The sequence below is a fragment of the Neobacillus sp. KR4-4 genome (assembly GCF_042136325.1).
GTDB lineage: Bacteria > Bacillota > Bacilli > Bacillales > Cytobacillaceae > Neobacillus.
In genome coordinates this window covers 221,052-243,485 of record NZ_JBHHJU010000005.1, presented here as the reverse complement: position 1 = coordinate 243,485, position 22,434 = coordinate 221,052, and the positions used below count along the sequence as shown (strand labels likewise).

20 protein-coding genes are annotated in these 22,434 nt (G+C 38.0%); 19 read left to right on the top strand and 1 reads right to left on the bottom strand.

The window, feature by feature from the left end; genetic code table 11:
* Positions 1-74 precede the first annotated feature (74 nt).
* From ystJ to ACE198_RS07840, 7 genes are all read left to right on the top strand, one after another.
* Positions 75-1,313, top strand: a complete 1,239-nt coding sequence (gene ystJ / locus ACE198_RS07870; RefSeq protein ID WP_098574412.1) for an NADP-dependent malic enzyme — start codon at positions 75-77, stop codon at positions 1,311-1,313.
* A 7-nt stretch (positions 1,314-1,320) separates the two neighbouring features.
* Positions 1,321-1,950 carry a FadR/GntR family transcriptional regulator gene (locus tag ACE198_RS07865; protein ID WP_375375149.1) on the top strand — a complete coding sequence of 210 codons (630 nt, stop codon included), beginning with the start codon at positions 1,321-1,323 and terminating at the stop codon, positions 1,948-1,950.
* A 199-nt stretch (positions 1,951-2,149) separates the two neighbouring features.
* Entirely contained in the window at positions 2,150-3,028 is an 879-nt protein-coding gene (accD, locus tag ACE198_RS07860; protein WP_375375148.1) for an acetyl-CoA carboxylase, carboxyltransferase subunit beta, read from the top strand.
* Positions 3,022-3,999 (top strand): acetyl-CoA carboxylase carboxyl transferase subunit alpha, encoded by a 978-nt coding sequence (gene accA / locus ACE198_RS07855; RefSeq protein ID WP_375375147.1) that lies wholly within the window; start codon positions 3,022-3,024, stop codon positions 3,997-3,999. Before accD ends, accA begins: the two co-directional genes overlap by 7 nt.
* A 315-nt stretch (positions 4,000-4,314) precedes the next feature.
* Positions 4,315-5,274, top strand: a complete 960-nt coding sequence (gene pfkA / locus ACE198_RS07850) for a 6-phosphofructokinase (protein ID WP_375375146.1) — start codon at positions 4,315-4,317, stop codon at positions 5,272-5,274.
* Positions 5,275-5,329: 55 nt separating this feature from the next.
* A complete protein-coding gene (pyk, locus tag ACE198_RS07845) occupies positions 5,330-7,093 on the top strand; it encodes a pyruvate kinase (protein ID WP_375375145.1) in 1,764 nt (587 codons plus the stop codon).
* 106 nt (positions 7,094-7,199) lie between these two features.
* Positions 7,200-7,586 carry an FxsA family protein gene (locus tag ACE198_RS07840; RefSeq protein WP_375375144.1) on the top strand — a complete coding sequence of 129 codons (387 nt, stop codon included), beginning with the start codon at positions 7,200-7,202 and terminating at the stop codon, positions 7,584-7,586.
* A 44-nt stretch (positions 7,587-7,630) separates the two neighbouring features.
* Here the strand turns inward: ACE198_RS07840 and ytvI are convergent, their stop codons facing one another.
* Positions 7,631-8,746, bottom strand: a complete 1,116-nt coding sequence (ytvI, locus tag ACE198_RS07835) for a sporulation integral membrane protein YtvI (RefSeq protein ID WP_098574390.1) — start codon at positions 8,744-8,746, stop codon at positions 7,631-7,633.
* A 217-nt stretch (positions 8,747-8,963) separates the two neighbouring features.
* On the opposite strand from ytvI, the gene ACE198_RS07830 reads away from it, so the two are divergent.
* From ACE198_RS07830 to ACE198_RS07775, 12 genes are all read left to right on the top strand, one after another.
* A complete protein-coding gene (locus ACE198_RS07830) occupies positions 8,964-9,425 on the top strand; it encodes a DUF441 domain-containing protein (protein WP_098574387.1) in 462 nt (153 codons plus the stop codon).
* A 273-nt stretch (positions 9,426-9,698) separates the two neighbouring features.
* Positions 9,699-10,817, top strand: coding sequence for a citrate synthase (citZ, locus tag ACE198_RS07825; RefSeq protein ID WP_251460250.1), 1,119 nt, complete (start codon positions 9,699-9,701; stop codon positions 10,815-10,817).
* A gap of 123 nt (positions 10,818-10,940) precedes the next feature.
* Positions 10,941-12,209: an NADP-dependent isocitrate dehydrogenase gene (gene icd, locus ACE198_RS07820; RefSeq protein WP_098574381.1), complete on the top strand. Its 1,269-nt coding sequence runs from the start codon at positions 10,941-10,943 to the stop codon at positions 12,207-12,209.
* A 91-nt stretch (positions 12,210-12,300) separates the two neighbouring features.
* Positions 12,301-13,239, top strand: a complete 939-nt coding sequence (gene mdh, locus ACE198_RS07815) for a malate dehydrogenase (protein WP_098574379.1) — start codon at positions 12,301-12,303, stop codon at positions 13,237-13,239.
* Positions 13,240-13,327: 88 nt separating this feature from the next.
* Positions 13,328-13,804 (top strand): MaoC/PaaZ C-terminal domain-containing protein, encoded by a 477-nt coding sequence (locus tag ACE198_RS07810; RefSeq protein ID WP_251460254.1) that lies wholly within the window; start codon positions 13,328-13,330, stop codon positions 13,802-13,804.
* A 122-nt stretch (positions 13,805-13,926) separates the two neighbouring features.
* A complete protein-coding gene (locus ACE198_RS07805) occupies positions 13,927-14,643 on the top strand; it encodes a response regulator transcription factor (protein WP_251460256.1) in 717 nt (238 codons plus the stop codon).
* On the top strand, positions 14,640-16,058 hold the full coding sequence (gene pnpS, locus ACE198_RS07800) for a two-component system histidine kinase PnpS (RefSeq protein WP_251460258.1): 1,419 nt from the start codon (positions 14,640-14,642) through the stop codon (positions 16,056-16,058). Before ACE198_RS07805 ends, pnpS begins: the two co-directional genes overlap by 4 nt.
* Before the next feature lie 23 nt (positions 16,059-16,081).
* Entirely contained in the window at positions 16,082-18,718 is a 2,637-nt protein-coding gene (polA, locus tag ACE198_RS07795; RefSeq protein WP_251460260.1) for a DNA polymerase I, read from the top strand.
* A 15-nt stretch (positions 18,719-18,733) separates the two neighbouring features.
* Positions 18,734-19,579 (top strand): DNA-formamidopyrimidine glycosylase, encoded by an 846-nt coding sequence (gene mutM / locus ACE198_RS07790; protein WP_098574368.1) that lies wholly within the window; start codon positions 18,734-18,736, stop codon positions 19,577-19,579.
* Between the two features lie 87 nt (positions 19,580-19,666).
* Positions 19,667-20,302 carry a sporulation membrane protein YtaF gene (gene ytaF / locus ACE198_RS07785; protein ID WP_098574366.1) on the top strand — a complete coding sequence of 212 codons (636 nt, stop codon included), beginning with the start codon at positions 19,667-19,669 and terminating at the stop codon, positions 20,300-20,302.
* Between the two features lie 22 nt (positions 20,303-20,324).
* Positions 20,325-20,930: a dephospho-CoA kinase gene (coaE, locus tag ACE198_RS07780; RefSeq protein WP_251460262.1), complete on the top strand. Its 606-nt coding sequence runs from the start codon at positions 20,325-20,327 to the stop codon at positions 20,928-20,930.
* Between the two features lie 176 nt (positions 20,931-21,106).
* Complete coding sequence (locus ACE198_RS07775; protein WP_098574362.1) at positions 21,107-22,138, top strand: glyceraldehyde-3-phosphate dehydrogenase; 1,032 nt, start codon at positions 21,107-21,109, stop codon at positions 22,136-22,138.
* Positions 22,139-22,434 lie beyond the last annotated feature (296 nt).

The following is a 22,434-nucleotide window of genomic DNA, read 5'->3' as shown; positions in this document are numbered from 1 at the left end:
TGACCACTAATAATAGCGGGCTGCATAAGAGGGAAAGTTTGTAAATGTTTGTAAAAATTTGAGGGGTGGATATCTTGACATTACGTGAAGAAGCATTACATATGCATCGAATTAACAAGGGAAAGTTAGAGTCGAAATCAAAAGTTCAAGTCCGAAATGCACATGATCTTAGCTTAGCTTATTCACCAGGTGTTGCAGAGCCATGTAAAGATATCTATGAGAAACCAGAATTGGTTTACGAATATACCATGAAAGGGAATATGGTTGCCGTTGTTTCCGATGGAACAGCCGTTCTTGGACTGGGGAATATTGGACCAGAAGCAGCCCTGCCTGTAATGGAAGGTAAGTCAGTATTGTTTAAAAGTTTTGCCGGTGTTGATGCATTTCCAATCTGTTTAAACACAACCGATGTAGACAAAATTGTTGAAACGGTGAAATTGCTTGAACCTACTTTTGGCGGCGTTAATTTGGAAGATATTGCTGCTCCCAATTGTTTTGTCATTGAAGAACGATTGAAAAAGGAAGCAAATATCCCGATATTCCATGATGACCAGCATGGTACAGCTATTGTAACAGTAGCAGGGCTTGTTAATGCACTAAAGTTAGTTGGCAAAAAAATGACCGAAATTAAAGTTGTCGCAAACGGTGCCGGCGCTGCTGGGATTGCAATTATTAAATTGTTATATAGTTATGGTGTAAGGGACATAATTATGTGTGATACCAAAGGAGCCATTTATGAAGGGCGTCCACAAGGTATGAATTCGGTGAAAGCAGAAGTTGCAAAGTTTACAAATCGGGATAATCTATCAGGAAGCCTTGAAGATGTAATCAAAGGTGCGGATGTATTTATTGGGGTTTCAGTTGCAGGTGCACTTTCTAAAGAAATGGTCGCGTCCATGAATTCTGATTCTATTATTTTTGCAATGGCCAATCCGGACCCTGAAATTATGCCAGCTGATGCAAAAGCTGTTGGAGCAAAAGTGGTAGGAACTGGTCGTTCAGATTTTCCAAACCAAGTTAACAATGTTCTAGCCTTTCCAGGAATTTTCCGTGGTGCACTCGATGTTCGCGCTACACATATAAATGAAAAAATGAAAGTCGCGGCAGCAGAAGCTATTGCCAACCTGATCAGCCCGGATGAACTTAATGCGGATTATGTTATTCCTGGACCTTTTGATCCAAGAGTAGCACCAGATGTAGCCGCAGCTGTGGCAAAAGCAGCGATGGAAACAGGTGTTGCCCGTATTAAGGTTGATCCAGAAGAAATAAAGGAAAAAACAAAGAGGCTCGCTATTATTGGTAAAAGTGAGTGATCGATAAGTGGTAAATAACACCAAGGTCTACTTAGAAGTTGTTAAGCAACTACGAGAAATGATTACCAATGATGGTTTAGAAACTGGAGATAAGATTCCTTCTGAACGAGAATTGTCTGAGCGCCTGAATTTCGGGCGCTCTTCCATTAGAGAGGCCCTTAGAGCATTAGAATTGCTTGGTCTAATTGAAACAAGACGTGGTGAAGGGACGTTTATTCGGGATTTTAGGGGAAATCATCTCGTTCAGTTGCTTAGTACATTTATTTTGCAAGATGAAAAAGCGAAAAGAGATGTGTTTGAAACAAAGAACTTTATTGAGATGGATTGCCTTCGATTAGCCATTCATAAAATAGATGATCAAAGTATTGAGCACTTAAAAAAATGGGTGAATCAGCAAGGAATTATAGATGATAATGATTTTTTTTATCAAATAGTTGAAATCGCAGATAACCACCTCTTCGCTAGAATTTGGTCCATCTTAAAGGATTATTACGACTCTTTTGGTTCAAGCAAGATGATCTATTCTCGTGAAAACTATTTAAGCTTGCTTGAGGCTTTAGCTGAAAAAAATGAATCAAAATTATTGACTGCTTATAACGGTTTACGGAATTTGTCAGTTTTTAACGACAAATACTAACAGATTTTGAACACATTTTATTTTATAGTGAAGTTTATCCAAGTCCAAAGAAAACTAGGTGTTTTTTAACTATAAGTGGTCTGACCACCCATGAGAAGCTATTAGGTATGAAGTAAAGCAACAATAGAAAAACTTTTAATATGTAATTATTGGAGAAACCTAACATTTGGCGTTACCGTAGCACAAAGGAGGTAGAATTTTGGCGCTTAAAGATCTGTTTTCAAAGAACCAGACAAAAAAGAAGAAATACGCTCAAATACCGACGGAAACTGCAAAAAGTGATGTACCTGAAGGCATAATGACAAAGTGTCCATCATGTAAGAAAATCATGTATACTAAAGAATTATTAAAAAATCTAAAGGTTTGTTTGAATTGTGGACATCATTTTCCAATGAACTCAAGGGAACGTTTAGAAAGCTTTATTGATGAAGGAAGCTTCGTAGAATTTAATGAAAGTATGATTTCTAAAAATCCATTAAATTTTCCTGACTATCTTGAAAAGCTTGAAAAAGATCGGGAAAAAAGCAAGATAAATGAGGCTGTTGTAACTGGAATTGGAACAGTTAACGATCATAAGGTTGTCCTCGCCATCATGGATGCTTCGTTTCGAATGGGAAGTATGGGCTCCGTTGTCGGCGAAAAAATTACACAAGCTATTGAAAAAGCGGATGAGTTAAATCTCCCTTTTATTATTTTTACCGCATCAGGCGGTGCCAGGATGCAGGAGGGTGCACTAAGTTTGATGCAAATGGCAAAAACTAGTGTTGCGTTAAAGAAATTTAGTAATAATGGTGGACTAATCATTTCAATTATGACTCATCCAACAACTGGCGGGGTTTCTGCAAGCTTTGCTTCATTAGGTGATTTCAACCTTTCCGAACCCGGTGCGCTTATTGCTTTTGCGGGACGAAGAGTAATCGAACAATCCATACGTGAAGAATTGCCAGAGGATTTCCAAACATCCGAGTTCCTGCTAAAACATGGGCAACTGGACGCAATCATTCATCGGACGGAATTAGTTGAGAAGATCACCAATATTCTAGAAATCCATCAACCTGGAGGTGAGCTCGGATGGTAGGAGAATTAGAATTTGAACGCCCTGTAATCGAATTAAGGAAGAAAATCTCTGAGTTACAGGAGTTCACCAAAACAGCTGATGTTGATTTAAGTTCAGAAATAGAAAAATTAGAAAAAAGACTTGAAAAACTTGAACAAAGCATATATGAAAATATTAAGCCATGGGACCGGGTACAAATTGCCCGTCTTCCTAACAGGCCGACAACTTTAGATTATATACCTTATTTGTTTGAGAATTTCTTTGAATGTCATGGCGACCGTACCTTTGCTGATGATGAGGCAATTGTAGGCGGGGTTGCTAAATATCGAGGATTACCAGTTACAGTTATTGGTCATCAGCGTGGAAAAGATACAAAAGAAAATATTCGCAGAAACTTTGGAATGCCACATCCAGAAGGATATCGAAAAGCACTTCGATTAATGAATCAAGCGAATAAATTTAATCGGCCGATTATTTGTTTCATTGATACTAAGGGTGCCTATCCTGGGAAGGCCGCAGAAGAACGAGGACAAAGTGAAGCGATTGCCCGCAATTTATTTGAAATGGCTGGATTAAAGGTTCCTGTTATATGTATCGTGATTGGCGAAGGCGGAAGCGGTGGTGCACTTGCACTTGGAGTAGGTAATCGGATATATATGCTCGAGAATTCCACATACTCGGTTATTTCTCCAGAGGGTGCTGCAGCTATTTTGTGGAAAGATGCATCATTAGCTAGAAATGCAGCCGAAACGATGAAAATAACTGCTCCTGATCTAAAGGAACTAGGCGTTATTGATGATATTATTCCAGAGGTTAAGGGTGGAGCTCAAAGGGACGTCATGAAACAAGCAGAGGAAATCGATCATATACTGAAAAAAGCTCTGCAGCAGCTTCTTAAGCTTTCAGAAGAGGACCTTATTTCGGATCGTTACAATCGTTTCAGAACCATTGGTGAATTTGCCACCATTAATGATTACATTGGTGTGAATTAAAAATAATGTGCTCATAATTTATGGGCACATTATTTTTTTGACCATTTCACAAAATGTTCACGAGAATTCCACAAAAAAACCAATGTTTCCGCTTACACATAGGAATGAAACGTTTTCATTTAACTGACTATTCCGACTCTTAAATTTACTAATATCATAAGGTTGTTATAGTTATTTCTTCGTGTTATTTTATAAATATTCGCGGGTTTTATGTAAATAATAAAAGAAGTAATTTATAAAACTCTTTGTTCCTTTTTTTTTTACTACATATGGATTTATACATAATTTCCTAATCAAATAACTGAGGTGAAAGCTATGAAAAAAATAGGAGTTCTTACAAGTGGTGGAGATTCTCCGGGGATGAATCCAGCGATTCGTGCTGTTGTACGGAAAGCCATTTATCATAATTTAGAAGTATATGGTATTTACGGAGGTTATACGGGGTTAATTTCTGGAAATATTAAAAAACTCGAGTTGGGCTCGGTTGGCGATATTATTCAACGCGGAGGAACTATGCTGCAATCAGCCCGCTGTCCAGAATTTAAAACCAAAGAAGGACAACAAAAAGGAATTGAACAGCTTAGAGCACATGGAATTGAAGGATTAGTGGTAATCGGCGGCGATGGTTCATACATGGGTGCGAAGGCTTTAACAGAACATGGCTTTCCGTGTGTGGGGGTTCCTGGTACGATTGATAATGATATTCCTGGAACAGAACTTACAATTGGGTTTGATACAGCATTAAATACCGTGATTGATTCATTAGATAAAATTCGGGATACCGCTACATCTCATGAAAGAACTTTTGTCATTGAAGTAATGGGACGAAACGCAGGTGACCTTGCTCTATGGGCAGGACTAGCGGGTGGTGCAGAAACAATTTTGATTCCTGAAGAAGGTTATGACATGGATGATATTGTCGACAAACTTCGTAAAGGGCATGAACGTGGTAAAAAGCATAGTATTATTGTGGTAGCAGAAGGTGTATGCAGTGGTGTAGAGTTTGGGAAGCAAGTAGAAGAAGCAACCAACTTTGATACCAGAGTTTCTGTCTTAGGGCATATTCAACGTGGTGGATCACCAACAGCTGCTGACAGAGTCCTTGCTAGTAGATTAGGAGCCAGAGCAGTTGAGCTTTTGATTGAAGGAAAAGGCGGTCGTGCGGTAGGGATTGAGAAAAATCAACTAGTGGACTATGACATAATTGAGGCTCTTGGTCGTGAACATACCTTAGACCTTGATTTATATAAACTTTCGATGGAATTATCAATTTAAGAATATTAAATTAAGAAAACTTTAAGTGCTTTTTTAATATAGGAGGAAATCACGGATGTTACGAAAAACAAAAATTGTTTGTACGATCGGTCCAGCAAGTGAAAGTATAGAAAAATTAACTCAATTAATCAATTCGGGAATGAACGTGGCTCGTTTGAATTTTTCTCATGGTGATTTTGAAGAACACGGAGCACGAATTAAAAATATCCGTGAAGCAGCAAAACTAACTGGGAAAACAGTGGCGATCTTGCTTGATACAAAAGGTCCTGAAATTCGGACAAATAATATGGTAAACGGTGCAATTGAGCTTGAGGCTGGAAATAATATAATTGTCTCTATGATAGAAGTTGAAGGGACCGTTGATAAGTTTTCCGTTACATACCCTGGATTAATTGATGATGTCCATGTTGGTTCTAAAATTCTTTTAGATGATGGCTTAATTGGTCTAGAAGTTACGGATGTAGATAAAACAAATAAAGAGATCCATACGAAAATTTTAAATAGTGGTACATTGAAGAATAAAAAGGGCGTGAATGTCCCAGGTGTATCTGTTAACCTGCCGGGTATCACAGAAAAAGACACACAAGATATTCTTTTTGGAATTGAACAAGGAATTGATTTCATTGCTGCATCATTCGTGCGGCGTGCAAAGGACGTATTAGAAATTCGTCAGCTTTTAGAAGCGAATAAAGCAACACATATCCATATTATTCCTAAAATTGAGAATCAAGAAGGTGTTGATAACATCGACGAAATTCTGGAATTCTCAGACGGTTTAATGGTAGCACGTGGTGATTTAGGCGTTGAAATTCCTGCTGAAGAAGTTCCGCTAGTTCAAAAAATGTTAATTAAGAAATGTAATGCACTGGGGAAACCTGTGATAACAGCAACACAAATGCTTGACTCCATGCAAAGAAATCCACGCCCAACTCGCGCTGAGGCAAGTGATGTAGCGAATGCGATTTTCGACGGTACCGATGCAATTATGCTTTCAGGTGAAACAGCAGCAGGACAATATCCAGTTGAAGCTGTCCAAACTATGCACAATATTGCTTCCAGGGCAGAATCCGCATTAGATCACAAAGAAATTCTCTCAAGCCGCAGTAAAGATACAGAGCACAATCTTACCGATGCAATTGGACAATCTGTTGTCCACACTGCCTTAAATCTTGAAGTGAAATCCATTATTACCCCAACGGAAAGTGGACACACGGCTAGAATGATTTCTAAATATCGCCCGAAAGCAGCGATTGTAGCGGTAACTTCTATTGAGCATGTTTGCCGTAGGCTATCCCTTGTTTGGGGTGTTTACCCGCAGTTTGGCAATATTGCGACCACAACAGATGAAATGCTCGATAATGCGGTTGAAGCGAGCTTAAATAGCGGTATAGTGAACCGTGGTGATTTAGTTGTCATTACAGCAGGTGTCCCTGTTGGTGAAGCTGGTACCACGAACCTAATGAAAATTCATGTGGTTGGAGATATCATTACTAAAGCACAAGGCATTGGTCGTAAGTCTGCATTTGGGAAAGTGGTTATCGCACATGATGCTAAAGAGGCTTTGGATAAGGTAAAACAAGGTTCCATTTTGGTAACGCTAGGTACCGATCGTGACATGGTCCCAGCTCTTGAAAAATGCGCTGCCGTGATTACCCAAGAAGGTGGATTAACAAGCCATGCGGCTGTTGTTGGTCTAAACCTAGGCATCCCTGTGGTTGTAGGGGTAGAAAATGCTTTTGGTTTGTTTAAAGAAGGTCAAGAAATAACCGTTGATGCTAAACAAGGTGTTATTTACAACGGTCACGCTAGCGTATTATAATCTGTTTGTAAAAAAAGGAAGGGGAAACCCTTCTTTTTTTATATCTGACAAAAAGATCCCCATTCGTAATATAATGAAACTAAGCCTTTTGGAAAGGGGACAATCTATGCGTTATTTATTTCTATTAATTATAGTAATTCCAGCTCTGGATATTGGTGTACTGCTTTTTTCAGGAAAGACAATTGGTGTATGGCCTACCATTGCCTTAATTATTTTAACTGGAGTTATTGGGGCGTATTTAGCCAAGAGAGAGGGCTTGCAGACGATCCGAAGGGTTCAAGAACAGTTGAGCTATGGACAACTTCCAGGAGATGCTTTATTAGATGGAATATGCATTTTAATTGGTGGAACACTGCTTTTAACACCCGGATTTATGACTGATGTATCCGGTTTCTTCTTCCTTTTTCCACCAACCCGTAAGCCAATAAAAATATTAATCATAAAAATGTGGCAAAGGAAGATTAATAAAGGGAATATAAAAATAATAAAATAAAAGTCAGCTTCCGATTAGGGAGCTGACTTTTTACTTAAAAGCATTTATTTTTCTTTCCCCATGATAAATCCCCATAAATCATGGAAAACATGGGCCCGATAAAGAGTACTAATGATTACTAGAGTGACAGGACCAACAATTAATCCTAATAATCCAATTAATTTAAAACCGACGAATAAGGCAATCAGTGTGGCTAATGGATCGAGGCCAATATTAGATGAAAGGATCTTTGGTTCCATAATCTGCCGCTGGACGAGAACAATGATATAAAGAACGCCTAATCCGATGGCTAGCCCCATATTTCCACCAATCGCCGCATAAATAATCCAAGGAACAAAAACAGCACCTGTTCCCAAATAGGGAATAATATCGACAATGCCAGTGACTAAAGCAATTGTTATTGCATAATCAACACGAAGGATAAGTAAGCCGATTAGAATAATTACTGTTGTAATGGAGATTAATGTTAATTGGGCTTTAATAAATCCAAAAAGCGCCTTTTTTAAATCGATAAAAACCGATCTGCTACTTGCTTTTGCTTTCTCGGGTAGAAGTTTGCCGCCGAATGTCGAAAATCGGTACCAATCTTTGCTAATAAAAAACGTAGCCAATAAAGAAAAGATTAAAACTGTCGCTGCATTCGGAAGCCAAGCAATAATATTGGGAATAATCCCGAATAAATTTTGAATAAAACTCCCAACAGTGGTGCCGATTCTAGTCCCGACATTCTGAATATTACTAATAATGGTATCCTGCTGCCCAGAATCAAGTTTTTTAAAGACGCTAGATAATTGTTCATAAATCGGCAGGATCTGCGCTGTGAAATAATTCTCTATATACTCTATTAACGTATCAAGATGTTTTGGTACCACAGTAGATAAATAATTTGCACCCGAAACAATTTCAGCGATAAGGAGTGTAATAAGTCCTGCAAATAAAGCAAAAATAATAATGAGTGCTATAAAAACTGCCAAGGCACGAGGCATCCTTGCCTTTCCTTCAAAAATGTCAACAAGCGGATTAATCAAAAAGGCAATAATTAAACCTATCAAAAATGGATAAATCAGTTTTGATATATAAAAACAACATAAAAGTCCTAAAACAATTGCTCCAATGACAATGATAAATCGTATTGTCCGGTTTACATACTTTAAATTCAAAGACAAACCTCCTTATAACGGAAATTATCATAATTCCAGTTTAACATTTTACGAAATAATCTGCATATTTTAACTAATAAATATCCTTTTGAAAATATTACAATCACTTTTTGGAAGAACAGTCGTAATGGAATATAACGGAAGTCTGGCATTAACATAAATTTCGCTCATGGATTTACATTATGTTACGATAATTTTGATAAGAAAGGGTGAAGTCATGTTAAACGAGTCAGTCTTATTTTTACTATTATTGCTAGTCATAGGTTTTATCGCGAAAAATAGTTCATTACTAATCGCAATTGCTGTCCTCCTAGTTTTAAAAATTGGAGGATTAGATACTAAAGCATTCTCATTTATACAGTCGAAAGGAATCAATTGGGGGGTAACAATTATAACCATTGCCGTATTAGCACCGATTGCAAGTGGAGAAATCGGTTTTAAAGACTTAACTGGTGCGTTTAAATCCTCCTTTGCATGGATTGCCCTTATCTCTGGTATGATTGTCGCTCTTCTTGCAAAAGGAGGGGTAAAATTATTAGCCGATGACCCCCAGATTACCACAGCATTAGTTCTTGGAACAATCCTATCTGTGTCTATTTTCAAAGGGGTAGCAGTTGGTCCCTTAATTGGCGCTGGAATCGCCTATACCGCAATGAAAATTTATGGTTTTTTTTCGTAGATTTTTTGTAAAATAATATTTTTTTCACTTTTCTAAGCCTTTCCATTCACAAAAATCTGATAATTGTTTATAATAGGCTTGTAAGCGTTTCTTTTTTTACATAAACCACTTATATATGCTGATTGCTTATTAACTAATTTTAGCCTAAAGAAATAGCATTTTAATTGTTTGCTTTTTACCCGAGCAGTCGCTCAGTTAATTTAAAGGATGGACAATGGGATTTTTTCACTTTACTGGTATGGGGAAATTTAGAATGAGAAGGAGAGATTTACTATGACAGTAACACGCGGTCTTGAAGGGGTAGTGGCAACAACTTCCTCCATCAGCTCAATTATTGATGATACGCTTACTTATGTTGGCTATGACATTGACGATTTAGCTGTAAATGCTAGTTTTGAAGAGGTAATCTATTTATTATGGCATCGTAAATTGCCGACAGCAGACCAGTTAACTGAATTGAAAAAACAACTTGCTGAAAATTCAGCATTGCCACAGGAAGTAATTGAACACTTTAAATTGTTTCCAATTCAAGAAGTACATCCAATGGCTGCCCTTCGTACAGCCGTTTCTCTTTTAGGTATTTATGATGATAAAGCAGATTTAATGGATGCTGATTCAAATTATCAAAAAGCTATTCGCCTTCAGGCAAAAATGCCTGCGATTGTTGCAACATTTGCCCGTATAAGAAAAGGGTTAGAGCCAATTGCACCTAAACCAGAATTAAGCTTTGCAGCCAATTTCTTATACATGTTGACTGGGAAAGTACCAGACCCAATCGCTGTTGAAGCGATTGATAAAGCGCTTGTATTACATGCGGACCATGAATTAAACGCATCTACATTTACAGCCCGTGTATGTGTAGCTACATTATCCGATGTTTATTCTGGTGTAACTGCTGCAATTGGTGCTCTTAAGGGACCATTACACGGTGGAGCAAATGAAGCGGTCATGAAAATGTTAAAAGAAATTGGTACGCTCGAAAATGTTGAACCATATGTACGTGGTAAGCTTGAGAAGAAAGAAAAAATCATGGGCTTTGGCCATCGTGTCTATCGAAAAGGAGATCCACGTGCCAAGCACTTAAGAGCCATGTCTAAAAAATTGACTGAATTAACAGGCGAACCACAATGGTATGATATGTCTGAAAAGATTGAAAGTATTGTAACAGGGGAAAAGAATCTGCCGCCTAACGTGGATTTCTATTCTGCTTCTGTTTACCACAGCTTAGGGATTGACCATGATTTAATGACACCAATCTTTGCAGTAAGCAGAGTATCCGGCTGGCTTGCTCATATTCTTGAACAGTATCAAAACAACCGCTTAATCCGCCCGCGTGCAGATTATACAGGTCCTGGAATGCAAAAATATGTTCCAATTGAGCAACGAGGTTAATTATTTACTTTTGTCGCAATAATTGGTCTAATAAGAATGTATGATAAGGTTAGAGACAAACATCTCTAACCTTTCCATAAGTCATAACGTAGCTTTTTTACATAATAGGAGGGAAAATCAACTATGCAAGGCGAAAAAATTACAGTTACTAACGGAGTATTAAACGTACCAAACAATCCAATTATCCCATTTATTGAGGGTGACGGAATCGGACCAGATATTTGGGCAGCTTCTGAGCGAGTTTTAAATGCAGCTGTTGAAAAAGCGTATAAAGGTGAACGCAAACTAATCTGGAAAGAAGTTTTAGCTGGAGAAAAAGCATTCAACCAAACTGGCGAATGGCTGCCATCTGAAACACTTGATGTAATCAATGAATATTTAATTGCCATTAAAGGACCATTAACTACACCTGTTGGCGGCGGAATTCGTTCGTTGAATGTTGCACTGCGTCAAGAGCTAGATTTGTTTGTCTGCTTACGTCCAGTTAGATGGTTTGAGGGTGTTCCTTCACCGGTTAAACGTCCACAAGATACAGACATGGTTATTTTCCGTGAAAACACAGAAGATATTTATGCAGGTATTGAATATGAAAAAGGTACAGAAGCAGTTAAAAAGGTAATTGACTTTTTACAAAATGAAATGGGCGTTAACAAAATTAGATTCCCAGAAACTTCTGGTATCGGTATTAAGCCTGTTTCTGAACAAGGTACTTCTCGTCTAGTCCGTGCGGCAATTAACTATGCCATTAAAGAAGGCCGTACGTCAGTTACACTTGTACACAAAGGGAATATCATGAAATTTACTGAAGGTGCATTTAAAAACTGGGGCTATGAGCTTGCTGAGAAGGAATTCGGTGATAAAGTCTTTACATGGGCACAATATGACCGTATTAAAGCGGAGCAAGGTTCAGAAGCGGCTAATAAAGCTCAAGCTGATGCAGAAGCAGCAGGCAAAATTATCGTAAAAGACGCCATTGCTGATATCTTCTTACAACAAATTCTTACACGTCCACGTGAGTTTGATGTTGTTGCAACAATGAACTTAAATGGAGATTTCATTTCAGATGCACTTGCTGCACAAGTTGGCGGTATTGGTATTGCACCAGGTGCTAACATCAACTATGAAACAGGACATGCGATTTTTGAAGCAACACACGGTACTGCACCTAAATATGCAGGTCTTGATAAGGTGAATCCATCATCTGTTATTTTATCAGGTGTGTTATTGCTTGAGCACCTAGGCTGGAACGAAGCCGCTTCAATGGTTATCAAATCAGTAGAAAAGACAATTGCTTCTAAAGTTGTAACATATGATTTTGCTCGATTAATGGAAGGCGCAACAGAAGTAAAAACTTCTGAATTTGCTAGCGAGCTTATTAAGAACATGGAGTAAAGGGTTGATGCAGATGTGGGCTGTTCTTTAAATAGCCCTTCCTGCATTTTATGGTTCAAGAACAACAATACGTTAAAAGGGGAGAGTTATAATGTCATTAAAACGTAAAAAGGTTTCTGTAATCGGCGGAGGATTTACTGGAGCAACTACGGCATTTTTACTAGCTCAAAAGGAACTTGGAGATGTAGTTTTAGTAGATATCGCTCCAATGGAAAACCCTACAAAAGGTAAGGCACTAGATATGCTTGAAGCAAGTCCAGTACAAGGCTTTGATGCCAATATTACTGGTACTTCAAATTATGAAGATACGCGTGATTCAGATATCGTCGTGATTACTGCGGGTATTGCTCGTAAACCTGGTATGAGCCGAGATGATTTAGTTCAGACAAACCAAAAGGTTATGAGAAGTGTAACTCAAGAAATCGTGAAGTATTCCCCTAACTGTACTATTCTTGTTTTAACTAACCCAGTTGATGCAATGACATACACAGTATTTAAAGAATCAGGATTCCCTAAAAACCGTGTAATTGGTCAATCTGGTGTTCTTGATACTGCTCGTTTCCGTACATTTGTTGCTCAAGAATTAAACCTTTCTGTTAAAGACATTACTGGTTTCGTTTTAGGCGGTCATGGTGATGACATGGTTCCGCTTGTACGTTACTCATATGCGGGCGGTATTCCTTTAGAAACATTAATTCCTAAAGATCGTCTTGAAGCTATTGTAGAACGTACAAGAAAGGGCGGCGGTGAAATTGTTAACCTTCTAGGTAATGGAAGCGCCTACTATGCTCCTGCTGCTTCTTTAGTTGAAATGTGTGAAGCCATTCTAAAAGACCAACGCCGTGTTCTTCCATCCATTGCCTATCTTGAAGGCGAATTTGGTTACGATGGCATCTACCTTGGTGTACCGACTATCCTTGGTGCAAATGGTATTGAAAAAGTCATCGAGCTTGAATTAACTGCTGACGAAAAAGCTGCTTTAGATAAATCAGTTGAATCCGTTCGCAATGTGATGCAAGTATTAGCGTAAAAAAGGATAAAGGAGAAATTCGGGGTTACAATGGTTCCCCGAATTTCTTTGTATACATTTGAAATCGCTTACATGGAGGTGGAGTTTTTTGCTTTTAGGTAAAAAAAGAAGGTTAGGACGTAAAATTGAAGAAATTTCTGTCGGTGAAAAATTAGCTATGACTGAAAAAATAGAAGACAAGGATCTGCTTCTTTATTTAGGATTAACTGATGATGCAAATCCCCTCTATATTCAGCATGATTATGCTTCACAGACTCCATTTGAAAGGCCGATCGTTCCGAGCATTATGCTGACAGGTATGATCACCTCAGCCATTTCAAAATATTTACCCGGCCCTGGAAGCCATATTTTAAGCCAAGAAATCAGTTTTCCTAAACCTGTTTTTCATTATGGAGCTGTTGAGTTATTATTCGAAGTCGTTGAAGTAACAAGGAATGAGCATACCATTGTGATTAGTGTGGCAGGAACTAATGAAAAGAACGAGACCGTCATTCAAGGCAAGGTCAAGGTTTGTCCGCCACACCGATTAGAAGAAATTCATGGCAGGGCTTTAGAGAATTTTTAATAATGTTATTAAGAAGGAATGTGACCTGTTCACATTCCTTTTATTTGTTAAAGTTTTGTAAAGCTAGAAAATACACAAACTTTATTATTATAATGGAGGTAACTAATAAAGTGGGGGTTACTATGAAAAATAGAGTGCTTGTTGTCGATGACGAACAGTCGATTGTTACTTTACTACAATATAACTTGGAGCAAGCGGGGTTTGATGTAATAACAGCAATGGATGGTGAAGAGGGAAAACAATTAGCAGAGACACAATCACCTGATATCATTGTATTAGATTTAATGCTGCCTAAAATGGATGGAATGGAAGTTTGTAAGCAGTTGAGACAAAACAAGATTATGACTCCGATTCTAATGTTAACCGCTAAAGAGGATGAATTCGATAAAATCTTGGGGTTGGAACTTGGTGCAGATGATTACATGGTCAAACCTTTCAGTCCAAGAGAAGTAATCGCTCGTGTCAAAGCCATACTTAGAAGGACTCAAATTCAAACAGATGCTGGACAAGCAGGTGGAGAAGAGACGGGATTGCTGCAAATAGGTAATCTGAAAATCAATTCTGATAAATATGAGGCTTATTTTAACGGCAAGTTGTTGGAGTTAACCTTAAAAGAATTTGAATTGCTTCTTTACCTCTCCCAAAATAAAGGGCGTGTTATGACCCGTGATCAATTACTAAGTGCTGTTTGGAATTATGACTTTGCTGGCGATACTAGAATAGTCGATGTACATATCTCACATTTAAGAGAAAAAGTTGAAGCGGACACAAAAAAGCCGGCCTATATTAAAACAATTCGGGGCTTGGGCTATAAATTGGAGGAGCCTAAGGGAGAATGACCAAATTCCGAAAAGGACTGCTAATATCACTAATCATATTAGTTATTATTGTATTAGTTGGGGTAGGAATTTTGATAGGTCAATTTTTTAAAAGCTATTACCTAGAGTCACTAACTCAACATTTGAAATTTGAAGTTTTATGGGTTCTTTCCATTTGTCTTGGGATTGCCATCATTATTATTCTTTTTCTATGTGTAAGAATTACCTCAAAGTATACCAAACCAATTGAGGCTGCAACCAACGTTGCCATTGAACTGGCTAAAGGAAATTACCGTGCTCGAACTACAGTAAGTAGATTAGATGAAACGGGGATGCTTGGGTCATCAATCAATATGCTGGCCGAAAACCTGCAAGAACTCACTAAAGCGCAAGAAATGCAGCAGGACCGACTAAGTGCACTAATTGAAAATATGGGCGCTGGTCTAGTTCTAATTGATAGTCGAGGGTACATCAACCTAATTAATAAAGGATTTATTGATATTTTTCATGTCAATTCTAGCGATTATTTAAATAAAGTCTATTATGAAGTTATTGAATATGAAGAAATTTGTCAGTTAGTGGCTGAAGTTTTTCGAACGGAAAAAAAGGTCAGCAAACAAATACTTGTTCCACTATTCATTGAACGTAGGTACTTTGTTGTCTATGGTGTTCCGATTCTTGGAACCAACAATGTATGGAAAGGTGTATTGCTGGTATTTCATGATATTACTGAAATTAAAAAACTCGAGCAAATGCGCAAGGACTTTGTGGCCAACGTATCGCACGAATTAAAAACCCCGGTCACTTCTATTAAAGGATTTACTGAAACACTGATGGATGGTGCCATGAATAATAAAGAAACCTTGGAAGCGTTTCTTTCCATTATTCTAAAAGAAAGTGACCGACTCCAAACCCTCATCCAAGAACTATTAGATCTTTCAAAAATAGAACAACAGGGTTTCAGATTAAATATTCAGGAACTAGATTTGAACGAGCTGTTAAAAGAGGTTATTACGATTCTTAGTGGAAAAGCCCAAGCAAAGAATATCCGGGTTAGCCTTCTTTGTAAGCAAGATCAAGTGATGATCCAGGGTGATTTAGACCGTTTAAAACAAGTGTTTATTAACTTGATTGCCAATGCCATGAACTACACTCCGCCTGAAGGGAATGTGGAAATAATCCTACTCGAACACGGTGAAAAGGTACGAGTACATGTAAAAGACACTGGGATTGGAATTAGTAAAGAAGAAATTCCACGTATTTTTGAACGTTTTTACCGTGTTGACCGAGCGAGAAGCCGGAACTCCGGCGGGACTGGACTAGGATTAGCGATCGTTAAGCATTTAATTGAAGCCCATCATGGAAATATAAGTGTTAGAAGTGAATTGGGTGAAGGAAGCGAGTTTATAATTGAATTATATAAATATTTAAGGTGATTTTGGAAGGTGGATATATATAAATGGAAAAAAAGAAACTTGTCCTTATCGATGGTAATAGTATTGCTTACCGGGCATTCTTTGCACTACCCTTGCTTAATAACGATAAAGGAATTCACACGAATGCCGTATATGGTTTTACGATGATGCTGATGAAAATACTTGAAGATGAAAAGCCAAGCCATATCCTTGTCGCATTTGACGCAGGAAAAACGACCTTTCGACATAAAACCTTTAGTGAATATAAAGGCGGCAGACAAAAAACGCCGCCTGAGCTATCGGAACAATTTCCGTTCATTCGTGACCTTCTAGATGCCTATGGAATCTCTAGGTACGAACTTGAAAATTATGAGGCAGATGATATCATTGGTACCTTGTCATTAAGTGCTGAACATGATGGGTATGAAGTAAAGGTGATTTCCGGAGATAAAGATTTAACGCAACTCTCTTCACCAACGACTACAGTAGGAATTACGCGCAAAGGTATTACAGATATTGAGGAATATACCCCTGAACATGTCGCTGAAAAATATGGACTTACACCAGAGCAAATCATTGATATGAAAGGGCTGATGGGGGACCCTTCCGATAATATTCCTGGTGTACCTGGCGTTGGTGAAAAAACAGCGATCAAACTTTTAAAGGAGTTTACTACGCTTGAAAATTTATTAGCCTCTATTGACCAGGTTAATGGTAATAAGCTTAAAGAGAAGTTGGAAGAATTTAAGGATCAAGCCATAATGAGTAAAGAGCTGGCAACGATTGAAAGGCAGGCACCTATCGAAGTAAATTTAGATACGATTGCTTATGAGGGATTTACGCGCGATAAATTAGTAGCTCTCTTTAAAGAATTAGGATTTCATTCGTTATTGGAAAAGCTGGGTGAAGGTCCAGAGATGGCTGATGTGCCAGAACTGGAAGAGATTGAGTTTCAAACTCCAGCAGAAATCACGGAAGAGTTATTTGCAGACGACAATTATTTTTATGTTGAAATGTTGGATGATAATTATCATTTTGCAGAAATTATTGGCTTTTCCCTTGTCAATGAAAACGGGCATTTTTATTTTCCTACAAATCAGGTATTGCAATCAGAGGCTTTCAAAAAATGGGCGGAGGATGAAAGTAAAAAGAAAACGGTTTATGATGCCAAGCGTTCTGAGGTCTCTTTACGAAGGTATGATATTCATTTAAAAGGTGTCGATTTTGATATTCTGATGGCATCTTATATCATAAATCCTTCAGAAAATATTGAAGATCTCGCATCGATTACGAAACGATTTGATGTACATACAATCCAAACAGATGAATCCTTTTATGGGAAAGGGGCGAAGCGAAAAGTCCCTGAAGTAACACAGCTTGCAGAGTATCTTGTCCGTAAAAGTCTTGCCATGTCTGATTTAAGAGGAAAACTTGAAGATGAATTAAAGAAAAATGAACAATATCAGTTGTTTACTGAACTTGAAATGCCATTATCGCTTATATTAGCGGATATGGAATCATGCGGAATCAAAGTGGAACAGGAACGCCTTCAGACAATGGGAAAAGAACTAAATGAAAGACTAATTGAAATTGAAGAGAAGATATGTCAATTAGCTGGAGAGAAATTTAATATCAACTCACCCAAACAGCTTGGCGTTATCTTATTCGAAAAATTAAACCTGCCTACATTAAAGAAAACGAAAACAGGGTATTCCACTTCGGCAGATGTATTGGAAAAATTGGCGGAGGATCATGAAATTATTGAATACATCCTTTTATACAGACAATTAGGTAAGCTGCAATCTACCTATATAGAAGGATTATTAAAGGTGATTAATCCTAAAACGGGAAAAGTCCATACTAGATATCAACAAACCTTAACAGCGACAGGGCGGTTAAGTTCGATTGACCCTAATTTGCAAAATATCCCGATTCGTTTGGAAGAAGGTCGGAAAATTCGTCAAGCCTTTGTTCCATCTGAGGAAGGGTGGATCATTTTTGCTGCGGATTATTCCCAGATTGAACTTCGCGTACTTGCTGATATTGCTGGTGATGATAAGCTGATTCAAGCATTTAAGGAAGATATGGATATTCATACGAAGACTGCCATGGAGGTTTTCCATGTCAATAAGGATGAGGTAACCTCAAATATGAGGCGACAGGCAAAAGCTGTAAACTTTGGAATTGTCTATGGAATTAGTGATTATGGACTATCCCAATCCTTAGGAATAACTAGGAAAGAAGCCGGTCAATTCATTGAACGCTATTTAGATACTTACCCAGGTGTCAAAGAATATATGGATGAAATTATACACTCAGCCAAGCAGAAGGGGTACGTTTCAACCCTAATGCAAAGAAGAAGATATATTCCTGAAATTACTGCGCGTAATTTTAATATCCGAAGCTTTGCAGAAAGAACGGCAATGAACACACCGATCCAAGGCAGTGCTGCTGATATCATAAAAAAAGCAATGATAGATATGGATGAGGCATTAAAGGATATGGGGTTAAAGACACGACTTTTACTTCAGGTACATGATGAATTAATTTTTGAAGCACCTGAGGAAGAATTGGAAACTTTAAAGAAATTAGTCCCAGACGTGATGGAAAATGCCCTTGAATTAAAGGTACCATTGAAAGTGGATTATGCTTACGGGCCAACTTGGTTTGACGCTAAATAATAGGAGGAGGCTACAATGCCAGAACTTCCGGAAGTAGAAACTGTTCGAAAAACATTAAAAAAATTAGTAGTGAATAAAACCATCAAAGATATAACGGTCTATTGGCCGAAAATCATAAAAAATCCACTGGAAGTGGAACAATTTGTCGATGCTTTGATTGGGGAGACCATTCTTGATGTCGGAAGAAGAGGGAAATTTTTAATTATTTATACAGGAAATTTCGCCTTAGTTTCTCATTTGAGAATGGAAGGAAAGTATGGTCTATATCCTAAGGATGAGCCCTATGATAAACATACACATGTTCTCTTTCATTTTACAGATGGGACAGAGTTAAGATATCGGGACGTTCGCAAGTTTGGAACCATGCATCTTTATAAAAAAGGGGATGAGTTTTTAACGGAGCCCTTGATCGGACTTGGCCCTGAACCATTTTCGGAGGAATTCACCATCGAATATTTAGCTGAAAAGCTGGCAAAAACGAATCGGAAAGTTAAAACAGCTTTATTAGACCAAAAAGTCTTTGTTGGACTTGGTAATATCTATGTGGATGAAGCACTTTTTAGGGCCGGAATCCATCCAGAGCGTTTGGCTAACACTCTGGATAACAGCGAAGTTACCCTTCTTCATCGTGAGATTGTAGCAACCTTGAGTGAAGCAGTCAAAAAGGGAGGAAGTACAATCCGTTCGTATGTAAACTCTCAAGGTGAAATAGGAATGTTCCAGCTTGAATTATATGCTTACGGTCGAAACGGTGAAGAGTGTAAACGATGCGGGACACCTTTAGAAAAAACAACTGTTGGTGGGAGAGGAACTCATTACTGCCCTCAATGCCAAAAAATCGAAGCAGAACCGAAAAAGTAAAAGAGTGAAAAGAGAATAACATTAACCATGGATAGGCTCCTGCCATATACTATCGTAATGATTTTGGTGGAAGGAGCCCTATACATCATGGTTCAGTTGTTATCACTTCTCATCCTCGCTTTTGCCCTTAGCCTTGACAGCTTTAGCGTAGGATTTACCTATGGACTAAGGAAAATGGTCATGCCGCTAAGGTCAATAATTATTATTGCAAGTTGCTCTGCTATTTCCTTAATGATCGCCGTGTCAATTGGACATGGACTTGAGAAAGTTTTATCACCAAGAATTACCGCAAGCCTAGGGGGGATTATCCTAATTGGTCTTGGTGCTTGGGTTTTGTATCAATTTTTTCGGCCAGAAAAAGAAAAGGACGTACTCGATCATGAAAAGACCATCGTGAATTTTGAGATCAAGTCCCTTGGATTAGCCATTAATATATTGAAAAAGCCGATGTCGGCTGATTTCGATCAATCTGGTACGATTACTGGGATTGAGGCGTTAATGTTAGGGTTCGCCTTGTCGTTGGATGCCTTTGGAGCTGGGATTGGTGCAGCGATGCTTGGCTTCTCTCCTTATTATTTAGCGTTTACTGTTGCGATTATGAGTTCGTTGTTTGTGCTTTTAGGAATAAAAAGTGGAACTTTTTTTCATAAATTTGAATGGATTCAAAAGTTCACCTTTTTACCAGGGATATTATTAATAATTATAGGGATTTGGAAATTATAAGAATCAGAAAGAGGATTTTGGGATGTCATTAGTTATCGGATTAACAGGTGGAATTGCAAGTGGAAAAAGCACCGTCTCTAACTTTTTCAAAGAAATGAATATCACTGTGGTTGATGCAGATATTGAAGCACGCCTAGCGGTAATGAAAGGTGAAGCAGCTTATTTTAAGATCATTGCTGAGTTTGGCGAAGATATATTATTAGCTGATGGAGAAATTGACCGGCCTAAACTGGGCTCGATTATTTTTCATCAAGTCAAAAAACGGCAATTATTAAATGACATCGTTCACCCAGAAGTCAGAAGAAGAATGAAAGACCAAGTCGAAACAGCAAAAAAGAACGGCGAAGAAGTGGTTGTTCTTGATATACCGTTACTATTTGAAAGCAAACTTACCTATATGGTGGATAAAACATTACTAGTATTTGTTGACAATGAAACGCAATTAAAAAGATTAATGGCGAGAAATAACCTTTCTGTCATGGATGCTGAAGCAAGGATTCATTCGCAAATGCCGTTGTCTGACAAACTCAGGCTGGCGGACGCAGTAATTAATAATAACGGATCGGTCGAGGACACAAAAAAACAGCTTCTTGAAATCTTAGCGAAGTTTGGCATCAATAAAAAATAAGATGAAACAATCGGAGAGAAGGAGCCCCCTTCTCTTTTTTTATATTATTAAGTTATCTAAATTATTAAACATTAAAAAATCCGCACATAATTCATCACAATTCCACCTAAATATGTTATACTAATTACAATAATACAAGTATTAAGTATGTCATTAATACAAAAGGGGTTGCAAATATGAAGACAAAAGTTGCGATTAATGGGTTTGGAAGAATTGGAAGGATGGTTTTTAGAAAAGCGATCCTTGAAAATAAACTTGATGTTGTAGCCATAAACGCTAGTTATCCCGCAGAAACATTAGCACATCTACTTAAATATGATACTAATCATGGACCATTTCAAGGAGATGTTATTCCTTTAGATGAAGAGTTACTTGTAAATGGAAAAAGGATAAAACTATTGAGCAGTCGTAATCCAGAGGAACTTCCATGGAGAGAGCTTGGGATTGAGATTGTTATCGAAGCTACTGGGAAGTTTAATGCCCGTGAAGCGGCTGCATTACATTTAGAAGCAGGAGCAAAGAAAGTGATTTTAACTGCTCCGGGAAAAAATGAGGACGTTACAATTGTCATGGGTGTAAATGAGGAAATGTTAGATGTTAATGTTCATGACATTATCTCCAATGCGTCATGTACAACCAACTGTCTAGCACCAGTTGCAAAGGTATTAGACGATAAGTTTGGAATTGAATGCGGATTAATGACCACGATTCATGCCTATACAAATGATCAAAAAAATATTGATAACCCTCATAAAGATTTACGAAGGGCTCGTGCATGCGGTCAATCAATCATTCCAACGACAACAGGGGCAGCGAAAGCCATTTCTTTAGTTTTACCTCAGTTAAAAGGGAAATTACATGGTATGTCACTTCGTGTACCTACACCAAACGTTTCACTAGTTGATTTAGTAGTGGATCTAAAGCAAGATGTGACGGTCGATGAAGTCAATCATGCCCTTATGGAAGCAGCAAATGGACCATTAAAAGGTATTTTGGATTTCACGATGGAACCGTTAGTATCTGTTGATTTTAATACGAATGAGCATTCTGCCATCATTGACGGTTTATCCACTATGGTGATGGGCACAAGAAAAGTAAAGGTTTTGGCATGGTATGATAATGAATGGGGCTATTCGTCACGTGTGGTAGATCTCACTCTGTTGGTTGCTCAGCAAATAGCAAAGTCCTCAGAGTTAAAGGTTGGGTAAATAAAGCGCAAAAAAAGCTGTCGATTTGACAGCTTTTTTTTGTGTGCTATCTTGTGCCATTTTGGTGAAATAGGCATAAAATAGCTTTGTTGAATTTATTAACAAATGGATGACAAAGCCCGTCCTAATAAAGTTTTTTATATTGATAGGTTGCAAAAAAAATATAAACAAAGTATACTAGTCATCGTGAACTTCTTGAAATTAGGTAGCGATTAATTACTTAAAGGGTTAGGACCTCTCTGGACTAACTTTCCCCCGTGGTAGTTATAAGATACCGTCAATACATGATTTCAAGA

What these genes read in the sequence shown, in the direction of transcription:
- accA (WP_375375147.1), top strand. Translation starts at nt 3,022, where the DNA reads ATGGTAGGAGAATTAGAATTTGAACGCCCTGTAATCGAATTAAGGAAG.
- pfkA (WP_375375146.1), top strand. Translation starts at nt 4,315, where the DNA reads ATGAAAAAAATAGGAGTTCTTACAAGTGGTGGAGATTCTCCGGGGATG.
- pyk (WP_375375145.1), top strand. Translation starts at nt 5,330, where the DNA reads ATGTTACGAAAAACAAAAATTGTTTGTACGATCGGTCCAGCAAGTGAA.
- ACE198_RS07840 (WP_375375144.1), top strand. Translation starts at nt 7,200, where the DNA reads ATGCGTTATTTATTTCTATTAATTATAGTAATTCCAGCTCTGGATATT.
- ACE198_RS07830 (WP_098574387.1), top strand. Translation starts at nt 8,964, where the DNA reads ATGTTAAACGAGTCAGTCTTATTTTTACTATTATTGCTAGTCATAGGT.
- citZ (WP_251460250.1), top strand. Translation starts at nt 9,699, where the DNA reads ATGACAGTAACACGCGGTCTTGAAGGGGTAGTGGCAACAACTTCCTCC.
- icd (WP_098574381.1), top strand. Translation starts at nt 10,941, where the DNA reads ATGCAAGGCGAAAAAATTACAGTTACTAACGGAGTATTAAACGTACCA.
- mdh (WP_098574379.1), top strand. Translation starts at nt 12,301, where the DNA reads ATGTCATTAAAACGTAAAAAGGTTTCTGTAATCGGCGGAGGATTTACT.
- ACE198_RS07805 (WP_251460256.1), top strand. Translation starts at nt 13,927, where the DNA reads ATGAAAAATAGAGTGCTTGTTGTCGATGACGAACAGTCGATTGTTACT.
- pnpS (WP_251460258.1), top strand. Translation starts at nt 14,640, where the DNA reads ATGACCAAATTCCGAAAAGGACTGCTAATATCACTAATCATATTAGTT.
- polA (WP_251460260.1), top strand. Translation starts at nt 16,082, where the DNA reads ATGGAAAAAAAGAAACTTGTCCTTATCGATGGTAATAGTATTGCTTAC.
- mutM (WP_098574368.1), top strand. Translation starts at nt 18,734, where the DNA reads ATGCCAGAACTTCCGGAAGTAGAAACTGTTCGAAAAACATTAAAAAAA.
- ytaF (WP_098574366.1), top strand. Translation starts at nt 19,667, where the DNA reads ATGGTTCAGTTGTTATCACTTCTCATCCTCGCTTTTGCCCTTAGCCTT.
- coaE (WP_251460262.1), top strand. Translation starts at nt 20,325, where the DNA reads ATGTCATTAGTTATCGGATTAACAGGTGGAATTGCAAGTGGAAAAAGC.
- ACE198_RS07775 (WP_098574362.1), top strand. Translation starts at nt 21,107, where the DNA reads ATGAAGACAAAAGTTGCGATTAATGGGTTTGGAAGAATTGGAAGGATG.